Raw genomic sequence first — 16671 nt, 5'->3', positions numbered from 1 at the left:
CTCGCTTAAAACAACGCAAAAACCATAATCCCCGCAATAATCAGAACATTGCCGATGATTTTTCTCCGGCTCAGCTTTTCCTTTAAAATGAGGGTTCCCAACACCGCCACATAGATATATCCTGTAGCCTCAAGCACCGGCCCCAGCGACAGCGGAACCTCTTTATAGGCAAAGGTGGTCAGCAGGGTAGACGCCAGAAAAATGGTATAAGCAGTAATAACCATAGGGTTCAGGTACTCCCGAATAAGGCTCGCGTACTTAACCTCCGCACTCTTTTTCAAAATAATCTGGGAAACAGACGATATAAACACAGAGACCAGAAACAAAATGGTATAAAAAAGCATATTATTCATCGTCACTCACCACCAGATAAATGCCAGCAATGATGATAACAGACCCGACGACCATGGAAATCCGAAGTGTCTCACCAAAAAAGAGCATGCCCCAGACAATGCCCCAGATGATCACCACCGCTTTGTTCGCAAAGGCCACCGTCAGCGGCATCCGCTTAAGCACCTGCTGCCACAGCAGCGCGTAAACTGCCAGTATCACCAGCACCAGACCATAATAAATAAAAAAATGAAGGGACAGAAACGTCTGAGCCGCAGCTGCCTTCGAGCAGACGGATGAGAAAGAATAAACCAGCAAAAGGGCATGGAGAAAAACAAAATCCTTAACGCGTATCTTTTCCATTTTTCCCATCCTCAATATTTAATGTGTTCCGCACCACATACTGCGGCGCGTTGTTCTGGCTGATGTAAATACGGCCGATGTACTCACCCACAAGCCCCAGCATGACCATGATCATGCCGCCCAGAAAGACCGTGGCCGCCATCAGCGACGCCCAGCCCGTGACCTCGCTCGGTTCAATAAATTGCAGAACAATTGTGTAAACGCCGTAGACAAACCCCACCATGGCGATCAAAAAGCCCAAAACCGTCGCGATCCGCAGAGGCTTGACCGAAAAGGCTGTGAAGCCGTCCAGCCAAAGTGAAAAAAGCTTGCCGATGGTATAGCCAGACTCCCCTGTCTCCCGCTCCTTATGGGGAATCTCCACAGCGCTCACCCGCTTGGTAACCCGCATGAGCAGCCCGTCGATATAAGGAAAGGGCTTGTCATACCGCAGCACCTCATCGATGACAAAACGTCTTGCACAAAAATAACTGGTAAAAACCAGGTGTCTGGGCTTTCCGATCAACGCGTCTGCCATCATATCATTGACTTTGGAGCCAAAGTTTCTGAAAGCGCTGTGCTTTTTTTCCGGATATTTGGCGTAAACCACATCATCGCCCTCGTGTACCCGGTCCACCAGCTTGTAGAATTCCTTAGGGTCTGTCTGCCCGTCGTCGTCCAGATTAATGACCAGGTCGCCGGTCACATAGTGGTAGCCCGCCATAATGGCGGATGCCTGCCCAAAATTCCGGGCCAGGTTCACGACCCGCACTCTTGGGTTTGTGTCTGCCAGGCGCATTAATACCTCATAGGTATTGTCCGGCGAGCAGTCATTGACCAGAATGACCTCATAATCATAGCCTGGCCGTTGCCTGATGGTCTCATCAATATCCTGCACCACTGCTTCGATGGTATCCTCTGAGCGGTAGCAGGGAATCACAAAGGATATTTTTTCGCTAATCGACATTCACACCCACCCTTTCCTTTTCAAAAATATAAAAGCCATAGCGGCTCGAGCTGTCTGTAACCGGGTGATCATCCAGCTTTTCCGGTAAGGAGGTGAACACAATCCGATCCTTTTCCGCCGCTTTCATGGCCTCGTAGTCTGCCAGATCCTCCGGTCCAAAAATAAAACGGATTTCGACCGGGGAGGGCTCGTGGATAATGGAAAAATCCGGCGCCTTCCCACAGGCAATATCAATGACCATGCCCACAAAGTCATAGCCAGTGGACAAGGGCACCAGATGTGAGCCGATACAGTCTCCTCCCATTCGGCCACCGATCTCAACAATGCGGATAACACCGTTTTTCTGGATAATGATTTCTGAATGAGACGCGCCAAATCTTATCTGGAGGGTATCCAGTGCTTTTTTGACAATGGTGATGATCTGGTTGCGCAGAGCAGGTGTGACCTCGGCTGGCTGCAAATGTCCTTTTTCGATAAAATTAGGCGCACCGGTAGTTCTTTTTTCCGTCAGCGCAAGAAAAACATGAATTCCCTCATAAGAGATACACTCCACACTGTACTCTCTTCCCTCCACAAACTCCTCAATCATGACCTTTTTTTCAAAGGAATCCTCAAGGGCTTTATAAATGGCGGCTTCCAGCCCGTCCGGGCCATCGATCTTTGTAACTCCCCGGCTTCCAGACCGGTCTGTAGGTTTTACGATCAGCGGGTACGTAAGCGCCACGTCCTGGGGGTGGGTGGCCGCATCTCCCTCCATAAAGCCGGGAATCGGATCATCCGCGGCCTGAAAGGCACAGCGCATAGCGTATTTATTGGTGCTGAGCTCAGCAGACGCCATGGAATTCCCCCGAAGCCCCAGGGCCTCAGCCACATAGCTGACGGTCAGGGACGCCAGATCTGAGCCAATGGAGCAGATTCCCGCAATCTCCTCGGCTTTGCAGATTTCCAGAATCTTTTCCTTATCGACAATGCTGACAGGGTGAAAGACATCGGCTGTTTTTTCACCGATATCTCCTGCCTCCCAGGCAAAAACGTGGGTTTCATAGCCCTTCTCCTTTGCCCTCAGAATCAGCGGATTCTGAAACTCACTGGCGCCGATAATTGCAATTTTCTCCTTCATCGATCCATTCTCCTTCACGTTCACACCCGGTAAAAGTCTTCGATGGCACTGATCACCCGGTTCTGATCTTCCCTTGCCAGTCCATAGTACATAGGCAGCCGCACAAGCCGCTCACTCTCGCTGGTCGTGAAACGGTCCTCGCCGCTGAAACGGCCAACCTTCAAGCCCTCGGGCGCGGTGTGCAGCGGAATATAATGAAAAATCGCCTGAATGCCGGCCTCCCTCATGTGGGCCATGAGCGCGGTTCTCTCCTCGAGATCCCGAGCCTTGATATAAAACATGTGGGCGTTGTGTGTGCACGCCTCTGGAATAAAAGGCAGCTCAATCTGTTCTCTCTGGGCCAGGGGAAGAAGCGCGTCGCGGTAATAATTCCAGCTGGCCAGCCGGTCGTTGTTAATTTCATCCGCGTGCTCCAGCTGCGCCCACAGATAAGCCGCGTTCATATCGCTCGGAAGATAGGACGAGCCGTGGTTCACCCAGGTGTATTTGTCGATCTCACCCCGGAAAAAACGGCTTCGGTTGGTTCCCTTTTCCCGGATGATTTCAGCGTCTTCCTTGTATTTCAGATCATTGATCAAAATAGCGCCGCCCTCGCCCATGCTGTAGTTTTTTGTTTCATGAAAGCTGAAGCAGCCAAAATCACCGAGGGTGCCGAGAGCTTTCCCTTTATAAAAAGCCATCACTCCCTGGGCCGCGTCCTCCACCACATTAAGGCCGTGTGCCGCGGCAATGCTGTTGATGGTATCCATCTCGCAGGAAACGCCGGCGTAGTGCACCGGGACAATGGCGCGGGTCTTTGAGGTAATCGCGGCTTCAATCTGTTTTTCATCAATATTCAGCGTATCCGGACGGATATCCACAAAAACAATGCGTGCCCCCCGCAGCACAAAGGCATCGGCGGTGGACACAAAGGTATAGGCAGGCATGATGATCTCGTCGCCCGGCTGTATCTGCAAAAGCAGAGCTGCCATCTCAAGGGCATGGGTACAGGAGGTTGTCAGCAGCACCTCCGGCGCACCGCAGCTTTTTTCCAGCCAGGCCTTGCATCTGGCCGTGAAGGCGCCGTCGCCGCTGATCTGCTTATTGTCGATCGCCTCCTTGATATATTTGAATTCGTCCCCCATAAAGGGAGGTTTATTAAATGTAATCATATTGTCGCCTCGTTTGTTTATTTCTCACGCTACCTATTATACGTCATATAAAAAGGCGGGTCAAATTCAACTCAAAAAAAGATCTGGAATTCAGATCTTTTTAATTATTTCCTTAAACTATGCCGTCTCCGCTTCGTCATAATTTTAATATAAGATTATTTTACGCTGGCTTTCTTTAGTTTATCCTGTGCCTTTCAAGAACACGTCCTTTTATTTAGGCTACTCTCAGCGCGTAAAATGTGCTAGAATAAAAATAAAAAGGAAAAAAGCTGTGTTTGAAATCTGCAACCTAAAATTCAAGAACATTCTGGACATCGAGGCCCTGACCATCGACCGTCCCATCACCTGTATTATCGGCTCCTCGGGCAGCGGAAAAACCACGCTGCTCAAACATTTAAACAAGCTGTATAGCCCCGACAGCGGGGCCATTATCTATAACGGCAGTGACCTCGCTGATATCCCGTCTGTATCCCTGCGCCGTGAGGTTGTTATGCTCGGGCAGAACCCGGTAATTTACAGCGGTAGCCTCGAAGAAAATTTACAGATCGGCCTCCGCTTTTCTGAGAAGCTGCCCGCGTCAAGGGACCGCCTGCTCAACGCTCTCGAGCAGGTGAAACTGGACAAGCCGCTGGATGATCCCTGTCTCAGCCTTTCAGGCGGTGAGAAGCAGCGGCTCTGCCTGGCCCGTGTCATGCTCATGGACGCGGAGGTCTATCTGCTGGACGAGCCCTCGGCAGCGCTGGATAAGGAAACGGAGCATTTCATCATCACTAATCTGGCAGATTTTGTGATCCGTGAAAAAAAGGAACTTATCATGGTCACCCACTCCGAGGAGGTCTCCGGCCTTTACCCGGAGGGGACGATCCGCATTGAGAACGGACAGACAGGAGGCTACGCCCATGAATAACAGTACGGTTATGGATCTTTCCATTCTCAACCTCGCCATCGCCTATATCTTTGTGCTTCTGCTGCTGGTCATCTTTAAGGCAAGGGGCATCAAACGTGAAAAAATGATCCTTATTGCCACCACCCGCATGACTCTCCAGCTCACAGTGATGGGCTATATTTTAATGTATGTTTTCGAAAACCCCAGCTGGTGGCTGACACTGCTGATGCTCTCCGTCATGGTTGGATTTGCCATTTTCAATGCCCTGAAGCGTGTAAAAACGCCCATGAGCAAAAAGCTCAGGCAGCTCATCGCAGTTTCCATGGCAGCCGGCTACAGCATCACCGCAGTCATTTTCATACTGGGTGTGCTGCATGTTACGCCCTGGTTTAACCCTCAGTACATGATTCCCATCTCTGGCATGATCGTCGGCAACGCCATGACAGGGATTGCCCTCGGGGCCAACAAGCTGTGCAGCGCCATGCTTGAAAGACACGACCAGATCGAAAGCGCCCTCATGCTGGGCGCCACCCCAAAGGCCGCAACCCGGGATATCGTCAACGACGCTTTTGACAGCGCCATTCTCCCCACCATGAACAACATGCTTACCATGGGCATTGTCTCCCTGCCAGGCATGATGACTGGCCAGATCCTCTCAGGGACCTTTCCTCTGACTGCCATCAAATACCAGATCGGCATCATGCTGGCTATTCTGGGCTGCACAGCCATCACGGTGGTTCTGTTTGTCACCCTGGGTTATAAAACCTTTTTCACAAAAGACGCCCAGCTCATTGACAGAAAGCAGTAGATTATCCCTTTTTCATCTGTAAGTCTGCCCGCCGCAGCCACCTTTGGCCGCGGCTTTTTACTTTAGAAAAATGAAAACTTTTGAAAACTCCTTGACATTTAAGCATTCTCTGATAAAATTATAAATGCTAATAGTTTTAAGTTAAAGTTATTTTAAATTTCAAATGAAAACAGAGAGGAATTATCCATGTCTATAAAAATTATTACCGATTCAACTTCCGATATTTCGCAGGAGGAGGCCAAAAAGCTGGATGTCTCCATCGTCCCGCTTAAGGTCATCGTAGGCGACAACCAATACGATGAAGGTGTGGATATCAGCATTGAGGAATTTTATCCGATCCTTGAGCGCTCAAAAACCCTGCCAACCACCTCACAGCCAACACCCACTCAGTTTCTCCCTTATTTTGAGGAGGCAAAAAAGGCCGGTGATGATGTCATCGTCCTGCTCCTGTCCAGCAAAATCAGTGGCACAGTCCAGAGCGCGACCTTGGCCAAAAATATGGCGGAGTATGACCGCATTCACATCATCGACACCTTAAACGCCAGCATGGGCCTGCGCCTGCTGGTCGAATATGCTGTCAACATGCGGGCTGAAGGTAAAACCGCTGATGAGATCGTCTCCGTCCTTGATGAGGCCCGCCACCGGCTGGTACTGCTGGCCATGGTCGACACACTGGAATATTTGCAAAAAGGCGGCCGTCTCGGCAAAGGCGCGGCCACCATGGGCTCCCTGCTGCGGATCAAACCCATCGTTACCCTGAACCAGGGCAGTCTTGAAATGCTGGCAAAGGCCCGTGGGTTGAAAAATGGCAATAAAATTCTCTCTGAGCAGATCGCCAAGGCTCAGGGGCTTGACCCCAATGTGCCGGTCTATCTCGGCTATACCCGGGACAAGGAGCAGGTCATGGATTTTAAAGCCCAGGCCATCCGCGACCACCATCTGGACAAAATCGAAATGCACCCGGTAGGCTGCGTCATCGGAACACACACTGGCCCCGGGGCGGTCATCCTTGTCTTTTTAAAAACGAAATAAGCGTATAAACTAAAAATTCCCAGCCGAATCAAAGAACCCGGCTGGGAATTTTTTATTGTTTAACTGGCTAAAATCGGTCTTAAAAGCAATCCGAACTGCTCCTCAATTCGCGGACCCGGAAAGTTTAGCAGGGGCAATGAAAGCTGCATGCTGTTGATAAAAAGAGCCAGGTGTCTTGCAAAGGCCGCGGTGTCGGGCAAAACAAACTCACCCTTTCGAACCCCATACTCCAAAATTTCCCGCAGCATCTCGGAGATACCGTCAAACTGCCACTGAAAGATCACCCGGTCATCGGGGTTTTCCAGAAAGAACTCATAAGCAGCGTTGGATAAGGTGGTTCTCTCCTGCTCAAAGGCACATTTCTGCCGCTTCATATAGGAAAAAAGAATGTCTCTGGCAGACATTTCCTCCCAAATCGCTACCTCTACACGCTCCAGCTCCTCTTTGGCGTCCCGCTGGAACAGAGCCAGAAAAATCTCCCGGGTCGATCCGTAATAGCGGTACAGTCCACCGCGGCTGATGTCGCAGGCTTCCACAATGTCCTTCATGGTAACGGCGGCAAAACCCTTCTGGATAAAAACATCCCGCGCCTTGTCTAAAATATAATTCCGCTTCATATCAGCCTTCAGTGTACTCATAAAACCTCCAAAACGACATACGTGTCGCTTTTAATTATAAGTTTTACTCCCGCGTTCGTCAAGTAAAGTAAGGGTAGTTTTTTGTCAGGCTTCAGCAAAAGTTTTTACTTCCTTAAGTTAAGCAAATCCCTTTTTGGCTTAGGTAATGGGCCGCTCGACCAAAACGCCTTTTCTGCGGCAGTAATCCACTGTCACATCGTATTGTATACGAATAACCGCATACAGACTTTTCACCAGGATTTCCTCGTCCTCCTCAAGATAAGCGTTGAGGGCCTTTTCATAATTTTCCATAATGGCGCTGACACGGTCGCTGTAATCATAGTCAGCGGTTTGCCTGTAATAACTGCCTTTAATCAGGATGTTCTCAAGCTGCGTATAAATATGCCGAAGAGTCGGTGATTCTATCTGCAGAATCATCTCATTAAACAGGGGAATTGGCGAATGGTAGGTCACTGTCTTCAGCCGGCTCTTCTGCTGGCAGAGCCCTTCATTTTTGCGTTTTCCCTTTAATGCCTCACGAACAAAGGTCTTGTGGGTAAGCAGCAAAGCGGCACGGGCGTCCAGCAGATTTTTCAGGTCGTTCTGCATCTGCCGCACTGGTATTTTTTCCTTGTCTATCCGGATGGCCTCACGTTTAGTGACCACTGCCTTTTTCCCCTGGGACCGTTCGACCACGCCTGTCTCCTCCAGACTGGAAAGAGCGCTTCTGGCAGTTTTGACTGAAACCTGAAATTCCTCCCGGATCGCATTAAGGGAGGGGATAGAGTCCCCAATCTGGTATTCGCCGATTTCAATACGTTTCAGAATAACATTAATAATGGAGTCCGTCAGGTTGTGACGTTCACTGCTGATAAACCAGTAAAAAGGAACCTGTTCCTCTGTCCCCAGCCTGTCGTTATACATTTCGGAATACGTCACAAACTCGGTATCTCCAAACACTGCGCCCAGCCCCTGCTGCAGCTTGTCCAGATCGCCCTCCTCCATTCCCCGAAAAAAGACTTGCAGATAAGGCAGTGTCCATTCTTTAAAATCCATCATCATTTTTTCTTCAAAAATGATGGAAAACAATCCGGTAAACTGGACCATCTGCTGGTAAAGCTCTTTGACAAGCGCGTTTTTCAATGTTTCCAGAAGCTCTGTCCAGAAGCGGCTGAAGCAGACAACGATATTTCTTCCACAGGCCTCCTGGTAATCAATGTAAAGCCGTTTGAAACGGGCAATATCTTTGGGGCCGCAGTTTAGAGCCGCATAGATCATAATATCCGAAAAAAACAGCGATGTGGCCCGCATCACATCCACAATGGAGCCCACACGCTTAGACATAAAACTCCAATAAAACTGCGAATTCTCGTCATGCTGCATATCAAAAGTGACAACCGTTCCCTTTCCCTGAGAGGTGCTCACCATACTGTTTAGAGCCAGCATCTGAATCGCTGTGCGGACGGTAATCTCCGCGACATTGTATTCTTCTGCCAGCTTCTTTCTGGACGGCAGAACATCGCCTTTTTTTAATTTTCCTGTCATGATTCTAAGCAGCAGATTTTCATAAACATAGGTTGCCAAATTCTGGGTGGCTAATTCACTCATACTCTGTCCTCCGGTTCCAGATTGTACGCGTTTAGTAGCCTTGATTATACCATAATCGTTCTAAAAAACCTACAATATTAAAAATATTATTTATAAAGTGTCTTTCAGGCAATAAAAAAACTCCTCCAAAGCAGAACACACAGCTACGATACCCCCGTTTATTTGTGCTTTTCCTGTTTTGTTGGAGTTAAAAAACACAAGCCCTGCTTATGTTTTTGGCAAATAGTTTGTCAGCATATCTGCGGGCATGGGTTTTGCATAATAAAACCCCTGCACCCGGTCACACTGGTATTTTTTTAATAGATCTTCCTCTTCCCAGCGCTCAATCCCTTCTACATGTGTCTTAATTCCAAGGTTCTTAACCATCTGCAGCATAGAATCCAGCAGACCCCGGGCGCGCTTATCCTCTGTGCAGCCAGACAAAAATGATTTATCAAATTTAATCACATCGAAGCAGGATTCCCGGAGCAAGCTTATGGAGGTGTTTTCCTTGCCGAAATCGTCCAAAGCCAGTGAAAATCCGGCTTTTTTCAACGTAATCAGAGCTTTCTGAAGTGTTTTATTTTCCGCAAGCTCAAAGGTTTCAGTCATCTCAATTTCAATGTATTCCGGCGGTACTCCATAAGCTTCGCAGATCTCAAGCAGTCTCTTAGCCAGGCCTGGCTCTCCGATATGGCGGCGTGAAATGTTCACTGCGATGGGCACCGGCTCAAGGGCCTGCTTTTTCCAGTCCCTAAGCACCCGGCAGGTTTGCTCCATCATGTAAAGATCCAGTTTTTTGATAAAACCGTTTTTCTCAAATAAAGGAATAAAATAATCCGGACAGCTGACCAACCCAGTCTCTGGACTGATCCAGCGAACCAGGGCTTCAGCACCGGACAGGCGTCCTGTTGCCAGTTCAAACTGCGGTTGAAGATATATTCTGAACTCATTGTTCTCAATACCAAACTGCATCCGTTTTTCAATCTTTCGGACTTCCTGAAGATTTTTCTGCATGGCGTTATCATAAATTGCGAAGCCATTCCCAACAGGCAATTCAGCGCTTTCCAGCGCATAATTTGCCCGTATGAGCCACTCGTCTCCACTTTTTACGTCATCATTATACTCACAGAGTCCAAGGCTCACCACTAACGAATAGGGATAACCAATACAGCGCACAAACTCTGCTTCTATCTGCCGCCTCATGGCTTCCAGCCTCTCTTTTATAGTATTCACCGGCCCTAACAGCAGCAGGTAAAAACGGTCCTTAAAAAAGCGCGAAACGCTCTCTCCGCCACCCAAAACTTTTAACGACTGGTCGACAATGATTGACAAAAGACGGTTGCCATTGTTCATGCCCCAAATTTCATTGACCGATTTAAAATTCTGAATATCCATGGCGGCCAGGACCGCTTCTGTTCTTTTTTCTTTCAGTATTTCCCCAAGCCGCCGGATAAAAAGTTCCTGTTTTTGCTCCTGACCCGGCAGGCTGTCTGTTTTATATACTTGAGCAGTCATTTTTTTGCTCCTTCATAAAAACCAGTGTTGGCTGATATCAAGAGAGAGACAGCAAAAGTGCTGTCTCAAAGAAGAGTAAATGGAGGAAATTGGCGCGCTCCTCCACCCGTTGCAGAAGCCTAAGCCCCTGCGAAAGAAATGTAAATGTCTATTCAAACAGAGAGGGAGTCTCTTAAGAATAGCCAGGTTTGTACCTGGATCAAGGCCGTTGATTTTAAAAAGCCAACATCTTTTACCCTTATAATCCAAGCAGATATATTATACAAGATTTTCTTTTACAGTGCAATCTCAAAACAAAAAAATCATATCACCATTTACACTGTGATATGATTCTTTTAGCTAAATACCATAACCATTAGTTTTGTTTTTGTTAGTATTTAGATACTTTCAATTACAATTGTGTTGTTTTTAAAAATATGTCTGATATTCAACCGAAGGCTTATTCCTTAACACAAAGACGAAAAAGGGTTCTGTCACCGGGAAAATAATACTTAAAATCAGAAATACTAAGGCCTGGTTAGATGTACCATAAAGACGGTATAAGCGGTAATGCGCCGCGAAAGCATAAATTGTATAGGCAACCCCGTAAAGATATCCAATTACTGGAATAAAGGCGATGGCCGGTACCAGAATAAAGCCGATGGGTAACAGGACATGTGCATTGGAAATTTTGGCGCTGCCAAAATAAACGCGGCGGTCTATCAGCATTCCCAGCAGATAAAGCTGCGCGATGGGTATCCAGGCTGTCCAGGCATGGTCCAGACCTCTGTTTTTTGCCATCCGGTAATAGGCGTATGCTAAAAGCAGGTATAGCACGATACCGATCAGGGCTGAGATAACGGCCACAACGCCGGCAGCCGCGCCGAAAAGGGCAGTCATAAAAGTATTTAAGGTATTACTGGTGCTGTAATAATCAATTGATTCCATTTGTTTAACCTCCTATGTAAGTCATATGTATAATATACCCTTATCATTTATTGAAAATCACTCCCGGCACCGTCCCCCTTCGTTCAAAGCAAAAAAAGAACAGCCTGCGCTGTTCTCGACTTTTAAATATCTTGTTCGTATCTTTTATGCCTGTTCCTCTCCGTCCATATTTTGGATAAAGCGGACACCGTCCTCCAATTGGGCAATGGCAATGGTGACATACTCTTCAAAAGCCTTCCCATAACTGGTCAGTACCACATTTCTGCCTTTTTTCCTGAACAGAGGAACGCCGAGCTCTTTTTCCAGTCCCGCAATTGCATAGCTCAAGCTTGGCTGACTAATGTTAAGCTCTTTGGCAGCCTTCGCATAATGTTCCAATCCAGCCAGAGTTTTAAAGTAATATAGATGATTAAGATTCATTTTTTCCGGCCTTTCAATAATTTCTTGAATGTATTGATACAATTATACAAAATTCTAGAGATAATGTCAAAAAAAGATATGAAAATAGAAACTTTTTCGAATGTTTTTGCTTTTTTTTCAATAAAAATACCAGAGAATTTAGCCTTGCGCATCTTTCTCTGGCTTATTTTGTTAAAATCAGTCATCCATCGCAAACTTGTTTTCCAGTTTTTCCTTTACAGCCCCAAGGTCATCGTCCGCCTTTTCAATATCCATTTTGGCGACTTTATAATCCCTTTCCGAGAGCTTCTGGTTTTTATAGTCTGCTTCTATCTGGTTCTCATAATCATCAATTTTCTGATCCAAGGCGTCAATTTTCTGCATAATCCCGTTGAACTGCTGCGTTTTTTCATTCATATCATTTTCAATGGGCACTACCTCATCCACTCTCTGAGAGATTTCTGAGGTTTCGCGTTTAAATCCATTGATTGTGCTGTCGTTTGAGGCTTCCCCATCCATTTCCTGGGTTCTGCTGTCTGGGTCAGACGCGCTTTCGCCTGATGGCTTTGTCATGCTGCAGCCTGCCCCCAGAAATAACAGAGCGATCAAAAGCAGCACTAAAACAAAAGATTTTCGTTTCATTGCTTCTCTCCTTTTCATTAATACTGCTTCTGATATACCCTGTTTCTTTCTTATTTAAACTAATTGAACATCTTAAAAATGTTTAGCATCACTGTATAGCTTTCACCTGAGAGGTCGTTGATCAATGCCGAAACCGACGGGCTTTCATACCTGGCCGGATCATAAAAGTTAGCGGCGAACTGAACAAGAATCTTTTCCTCCGCACTCAGCTCTCCGTTCAAAACTTTAGCAAAATCAATGGCTGAATCGTTCATACTGGGCTCAGTCCTGGCCATCAGCTCAGGCGTTGAGCTGAAAATATAAGCGCTGACTAAGTATGCCGGCGCCTGATACACTCTGCCATGACGGCGGGCCATATCCTTAAATCTTGCTTTGTGAAAATTGTTTAAAAAATAACCATCATTAAAATTCATCTCTGCCTCCAAAAGAAGTGTTTTTTTCATTATAGCACTGCCCTCTTCCCTTTAACAAGATACATTTTAGTTCATAAAGGGCACACAAATGTCCTGAAGTGTGTTATAATATACAGACTGTTAAATGTTTACATGCGGATAGGAGGCATTACACCCATGGGGCAATTGTTAATTGCGTGCGAAACCCTGAAGGATGAAATCCACAAAGTAATGGATTTGCATCAGCTGGAAATACCAGTTCACTGGATGGGAAACTCACTTCATGCCGCACCGGACCGCCTGCGAGAAGCCCTGCAGGAAGTGCTCAACTCCATAACAGGCCTGGATCAGGTACTGTTGGGTTACGGAAACTGCGGAAACGGCCTTGTAGGTATTAAGTGCCCTGGCGCTGCCATGGTGATTCCCCGTTTTGGCGACTGTATTGATATGCTTCTGAACGATAACTCGGCTCTGGATGAGATACGAAGCAACACCTATTTCCTGACAAAGGGCTGGCTTCGGGGCGAGTGTCCTGTGACAAAGGACCTGAACTACCAGCTTAAACGCTATGGAAAAGAACAATCAAAAAAAATCACGCGGGTGCTTTTCAAAAACTACACCTACATGATGATGATCCGTACAGGCTCTTATGATATATCGGAGGTACAAGAAGAACTCGATGCGTTTTCAGCCCTTACAGAGCTTGAACTCATCGAGGGCGAGGGCAGCCTGACCATTCTGGAGCAGCTGCTGACAGGACATTGGACACAAAATTTCTGTGTTATTCCGCCCGGGCAGAAGACCACGCTGGAAGACTTCAGGGCTCTTCATTGATGAAAAAGCCCCTGGCGCCGGCAGCGGATGCCGGACCAGAGGCCTGCGAACCCTCAGGAGACGACTGGTATGTTTTACTGGTCGTCTCCTGTTTATTCTACTGTGATCACTTCTACCGGGCAGCTGTCTGCTGCTTCCTGGGCACTGTCTTCCAGATTTTCCGGAACTTCTTCCATAATGACCTCGGCTACGCCGGAATCACCCATTTCAAAAACCTCAGGGCAGACCTGTGTACATAATCCGCAGCCGATGCAGCCGCTTTCATCAATACTTACATTCATGACATTCAATCCTTTCTGAATCAATTCAACTGACAATTAATAATTACCCTTTTAAGGCCTTGTCAAACTGCTGTTTCAGAAAATTTCATGGTCTTCACAATCTGTTCTATTTAGTATAAGCTTTTTCGATTTCTCCCACGTACAGAGTATGATAGTCCTTATCGGCATACCACTTTTCATCAAGCTCCGGCCCAGCGGTAAAGCCCTCTGGCCCCATATTTATGGCGTAAAGCTTTTTGCAGACCAGAGCAAGATTCCCCTCTTTAAAGTAAGGGGCAGCGTCTGGCACCAGTGTAAGGCCGCTCCTGGCGATTTTATCTTCATCCCGCCCAGAGACAGAGCCCAGATAGCCCAGCTCCTTTTTATAGCCTTCACCAAAAAAGGTCAGGGAAAAATGCTCTGATCCATCCACAAACTCCTTGGTAAAGCGGCTTTCACGGATAACAATAAAAGCCACATCCTTTCCCCACATTACTCCCAGACCGCCCCAGCCTGCGGTCATTGTATTGGCCTTTCCGTCCTTTTCGGCGGTGATCAGCATCCAATCCTTCGCAATACGCTTAAAGGGGTTAAGGGATAAATCCCCGGTTGTTATTTCTTTATAATCAGACATCATGTATCACTCCTTTATTAAAATTATTAATCATTATAAACCTTCTGGCTTAAAAAGTATACCCGTATCCCAAAATAAAAACAGCCGGATCAGCAAATGCTGTTCCAGCTGTTTTTGGCTTAATTTAAATTAAGCAACACTAACGTTTTTAGCCTGTAAGCCTCTTGGACCTTCTTCTGTATCAAAGGTAACTTCCTGACCTTCATTTAAAGTTTTGAAGCCATCGCCAACGATCGCAGAGAAATGTACGAATACATCGTCGCCTTCTTCTCTAGAGATAAATCCAAAACCTTTTTCGCTGTTAAACCATTTTACTGTACCCTTATTCATTTTACAGTACCTCCTAAATTAAAACTTCATTCTAGGAACATATAAATAAAAAAACACATATTTTTGTAAATCATTTCGAAAAGTAAAACCAAAATGACTTGCAAAAATATGTGAAATCAATTGATACTTCCTTGAATACGAGACTTATTATACTATCTTTTACACATTCTGTCAATCCCCCAAAGAAAAACTTTTTCTTTTAAGCCTTTTTAAATTAAAGCCGCTGCCTGAAAACGCAACAGGCAGCGACTTATGGCGTCAGGTATATTGCACCACTGAGCGGGTCTCTTCAATGGCAATTTCCAGCCAGGCCCGTGCCTCCGCCAGATCTGCCTTGACGCCTGGAAAGGAAAGATGCGCAAAGGCGTCCCCTCTGAGCAGAAACTGATAACAGCCGTATTCTGCCGCCTGAAGCCATTTCAGGGCCAGCAGTACGTCCTTATCCATGCCTTCTCCCTTTAAGGCGCAGTGGCCCAGCCGGGCCGCGATGTTTGGATACTCAGGACAATCCTCATCAATCTGCCCGATGGCCTTCCTGTACCAGTACACAGCCTTTTCGAAACTCTGTCTCATATATTTGCCGTGGTAGTACATATCACCGATTTTATACATACCGCAGTGGTTACCCAGAGCAGCGGCACGCCCAAAATAGGTCCAGGCCTTCTGGTAATCCACATCCACCTCACGGCCGTAATAGTAGCAATAGCCCAAATTGTTAATGCCCCAGACATCGCCAGTCTCCGCAGCTCTTTCATACCATTGCCGCGCTTTGGTATAATCCTGTTTTATATTGACGCCCTCGTAGTATATGGCGCCGATCACGGCCATGGCGTGTCCGTTTCCCTGCTCTGCCAGTGTGTGGTACCAAGACCAGACACGGTCAAAGTTCTCCTCACTCAATTTTTGCTTATTGGTTTTGTAAAAATAATAATCTGCCGCCTGCTCCATGGCCTCCGCATCGCCAGCTTCGGCCAGGCATACCAGCAGCTCCAGGGCTTCCTGCTCCATTTAGTCCTCGCTTTCAATATAGCCAAGGGGCGTATCCACCCCTGCCTTTTGTCCATCCAGCACACGGATCTCACTGAGAATGCCGTCAGACGGCGCGGTCACAGCGATGCTCTGTTTTTCAATCTCTCCCTCTGCCACCAGCTCTCCCCGGGATACGGACGCACCCATTTCTTTCTGCCAATAGATTACAGCCTTCTTATACGTCATAAGCACTGGTTCTTTCTTACATTCACAGACATTTTCATCCTTAATAACCGGCGCTGCCCGGTGGTCGATTAAAATCGGAACCTTCATCTCTCTACCTCACAGCTGGAAAAAGGGGCAGGCCGTCCCTTTACAGTCCTCGTTCATATCGCTGAAGGTGCACACAATTTTCTTTGGCGCCTCAAGGGTAACATCCAGTGTTTCCTTTAGAAAGGGCACAGCGTGCTGCAACGCCAGAAAACAGTTGCGTTTACAACAGCGCGGACCGTCTATTTCCGCAATCTTCATCAGACTGCCGGCTGTAATCCGATTGGTCATGGCCCAGGTTTCCTCCGAATGAGGTGTTGTGCCGGTCAAAATACTCATAAAAATCCCCAGCCCCACAGCTGCACCGCAATCACCATACAGGCCGCAAAACCCCTTAAGAACATTGAGCGCCCGGCTCTTCGCTTCCTCCAGAGCCATCCTCAGAGCTTCCTCTTCACCCTGGAGCCGGTATACTGCTGTCAGCATAACCGCCGGCACCAGATAATGGTGGTAAGGGTAGTGCATGGGAAAATCCGGATGCTTCATAATCCGGACAGCCAGCTCGACCGGCACAATGGTGGTATCCTTTCTGAAAGCATTAATACATTCCTCCGTAATATAGGCATAGCCATCAAAATTTGTTTCCATTTTTTCAC

At 47.2% G+C, this 16671-nt stretch carries 22 protein-coding genes; 4 read left to right on the top strand and 18 right to left on the bottom strand.

The window, feature by feature from the left end:
* Positions 1–5: 5 nt before the first annotated feature.
* Genes DW091_RS06640 through rffA form a run of 5 tightly spaced genes read right to left on the bottom strand, consistent with a single transcriptional unit; the run spans position 6 to position 3910 of the window.
* Positions 6–353, bottom strand: coding sequence for an EamA family transporter (locus DW091_RS06640; protein ID WP_058695134.1), 348 nt, complete (start codon positions 351–353; stop codon positions 6–8).
* Positions 346–693 (bottom strand): EamA family transporter, encoded by a 348-nt coding sequence (locus DW091_RS06635; RefSeq protein WP_058695135.1) that lies wholly within the window; start codon positions 691–693, stop codon positions 346–348. The genes DW091_RS06640 and DW091_RS06635 overlap by 8 nt, the downstream gene beginning before the upstream one ends.
* On the bottom strand, positions 674–1639 hold the full coding sequence (locus DW091_RS06630; RefSeq protein ID WP_118517717.1) for a glycosyltransferase family 2 protein: 966 nt from the start codon (positions 1637–1639) through the stop codon (positions 674–676). The genes DW091_RS06635 and DW091_RS06630 overlap by 20 nt, the downstream gene beginning before the upstream one ends.
* Entirely contained in the window at positions 1629–2759 is a 1131-nt protein-coding gene (locus DW091_RS06625) for an ATP-grasp domain-containing protein (RefSeq protein WP_118517716.1), read from the bottom strand. The genes DW091_RS06630 and DW091_RS06625 overlap by 11 nt, the downstream gene beginning before the upstream one ends.
* A 20-nt stretch (positions 2760–2779) precedes the next feature.
* Entirely contained in the window at positions 2780–3910 is a 1131-nt protein-coding gene (gene rffA / locus DW091_RS06620; protein WP_118517715.1) for a dTDP-4-amino-4,6-dideoxygalactose transaminase, read from the bottom strand.
* Between the two features lie 271 nt (positions 3911–4181).
* Between rffA and DW091_RS06615 the strand changes: the two genes are divergently transcribed.
* From DW091_RS06615 to DW091_RS06605, 3 genes are all read left to right on the top strand, one after another.
* Positions 4182–4817, top strand: coding sequence for an ATP-binding cassette domain-containing protein (locus DW091_RS06615; protein ID WP_118517714.1), 636 nt, complete (start codon positions 4182–4184; stop codon positions 4815–4817).
* A complete protein-coding gene (gene fetB / locus DW091_RS06610) occupies positions 4810–5604 on the top strand; it encodes an iron export ABC transporter permease subunit FetB (RefSeq protein WP_118517713.1) in 795 nt (264 codons plus the stop codon). Before DW091_RS06615 ends, fetB begins: the two co-directional genes overlap by 8 nt.
* A 186-nt stretch (positions 5605–5790) precedes the next feature.
* Entirely contained in the window at positions 5791–6636 is an 846-nt protein-coding gene (locus tag DW091_RS06605; protein ID WP_118517712.1) for a DegV family protein, read from the top strand.
* Positions 6637–6695: 59 nt separating this feature from the next.
* Here the strand turns inward: DW091_RS06605 and DW091_RS06600 are convergent, their stop codons facing one another.
* The 7 genes from DW091_RS06600 to DW091_RS06560 all read right to left on the bottom strand — a co-directional run bounded on the left by DW091_RS06600 (position 6696) and on the right by DW091_RS06560 (position 12769).
* On the bottom strand, positions 6696–7274 hold the full coding sequence (locus tag DW091_RS06600; protein WP_013379704.1) for a TetR/AcrR family transcriptional regulator: 579 nt from the start codon (positions 7272–7274) through the stop codon (positions 6696–6698).
* Positions 7275–7412: 138 nt separating this feature from the next.
* Positions 7413–8861 carry a GntR family transcriptional regulator gene (locus DW091_RS06595; RefSeq protein ID WP_118517711.1) on the bottom strand — a complete coding sequence of 483 codons (1449 nt, stop codon included), beginning with the start codon at positions 8859–8861 and terminating at the stop codon, positions 7413–7415.
* Between the two features lie 207 nt (positions 8862–9068).
* A complete protein-coding gene (locus DW091_RS06590) occupies positions 9069–10358 on the bottom strand; it encodes a GGDEF domain-containing phosphodiesterase (RefSeq protein ID WP_118517710.1) in 1290 nt (429 codons plus the stop codon).
* Positions 10359–10766: 408 nt separating this feature from the next.
* Positions 10767–11285: a hypothetical protein gene (locus tag DW091_RS06580; RefSeq protein WP_096919316.1), complete on the bottom strand. Its 519-nt coding sequence runs from the start codon at positions 11283–11285 to the stop codon at positions 10767–10769.
* Between the two features lie 144 nt (positions 11286–11429).
* Entirely contained in the window at positions 11430–11705 is a 276-nt protein-coding gene (locus DW091_RS06575) for a LysR family transcriptional regulator (protein WP_058695146.1), read from the bottom strand.
* A 177-nt stretch (positions 11706–11882) separates the two neighbouring features.
* A complete protein-coding gene (locus tag DW091_RS06565; protein ID WP_118517708.1) occupies positions 11883–12326 on the bottom strand; it encodes a hypothetical protein in 444 nt (147 codons plus the stop codon).
* 59 nt (positions 12327–12385) lie between these two features.
* The gene (locus DW091_RS06560) at positions 12386–12769 is read right to left on the bottom strand and encodes a hypothetical protein (protein ID WP_118517707.1); all 384 of its coding nucleotides are present in this window, start codon (positions 12767–12769) and stop codon (positions 12386–12388) included.
* A gap of 126 nt (positions 12770–12895) precedes the next feature.
* Between DW091_RS06560 and DW091_RS06555 the strand changes: the two genes are divergently transcribed.
* Positions 12896–13552, top strand: a complete 657-nt coding sequence (locus DW091_RS06555; protein WP_158577849.1) for a DUF1638 domain-containing protein — start codon at positions 12896–12898, stop codon at positions 13550–13552.
* 92 nt (positions 13553–13644) lie between these two features.
* Here the strand turns inward: DW091_RS06555 and DW091_RS06550 are convergent, their stop codons facing one another.
* The 6 genes from DW091_RS06550 to DW091_RS06525 all read right to left on the bottom strand — a co-directional run bounded on the left by DW091_RS06550 (position 13645) and on the right by DW091_RS06525 (position 16663).
* Entirely contained in the window at positions 13645–13833 is a 189-nt protein-coding gene (locus DW091_RS06550) for a ferredoxin (protein WP_058695151.1), read from the bottom strand.
* Between the two features lie 106 nt (positions 13834–13939).
* A complete protein-coding gene (locus DW091_RS06545) occupies positions 13940–14446 on the bottom strand; it encodes a flavin reductase (protein WP_058696405.1) in 507 nt (168 codons plus the stop codon).
* 129 nt (positions 14447–14575) lie between these two features.
* A complete protein-coding gene (locus DW091_RS06540; RefSeq protein WP_058695152.1) occupies positions 14576–14776 on the bottom strand; it encodes a cold-shock protein in 201 nt (66 codons plus the stop codon).
* A 258-nt stretch (positions 14777–15034) separates the two neighbouring features.
* Positions 15035–15784, bottom strand: coding sequence for a tetratricopeptide repeat protein (locus DW091_RS06535; protein ID WP_058695153.1), 750 nt, complete (start codon positions 15782–15784; stop codon positions 15035–15037).
* Positions 15785–16078 carry a lipoyl domain-containing protein gene (locus tag DW091_RS06530; RefSeq protein WP_058695154.1) on the bottom strand — a complete coding sequence of 98 codons (294 nt, stop codon included), beginning with the start codon at positions 16076–16078 and terminating at the stop codon, positions 15785–15787.
* 9 nt (positions 16079–16087) lie between these two features.
* Complete coding sequence (locus tag DW091_RS06525) at positions 16088–16663, bottom strand: DUF5714 domain-containing protein (RefSeq protein WP_058695155.1); 576 nt, start codon at positions 16661–16663, stop codon at positions 16088–16090.
* Between the last annotated feature and the right edge of the window lie 8 nt (positions 16664–16671).

Origin of the sequence: Eubacterium sp. AM05-23 (genome assembly GCF_003477535.1) — a bacterium.
Classification (GTDB): Bacteria; Bacillota; Clostridia; order Eubacteriales; family Eubacteriaceae; genus Eubacterium; species Eubacterium maltosivorans.
Note: the sequence above shows the minus strand (reverse complement) of the source record. Positions and strands in the feature narration are given on the sequence as shown.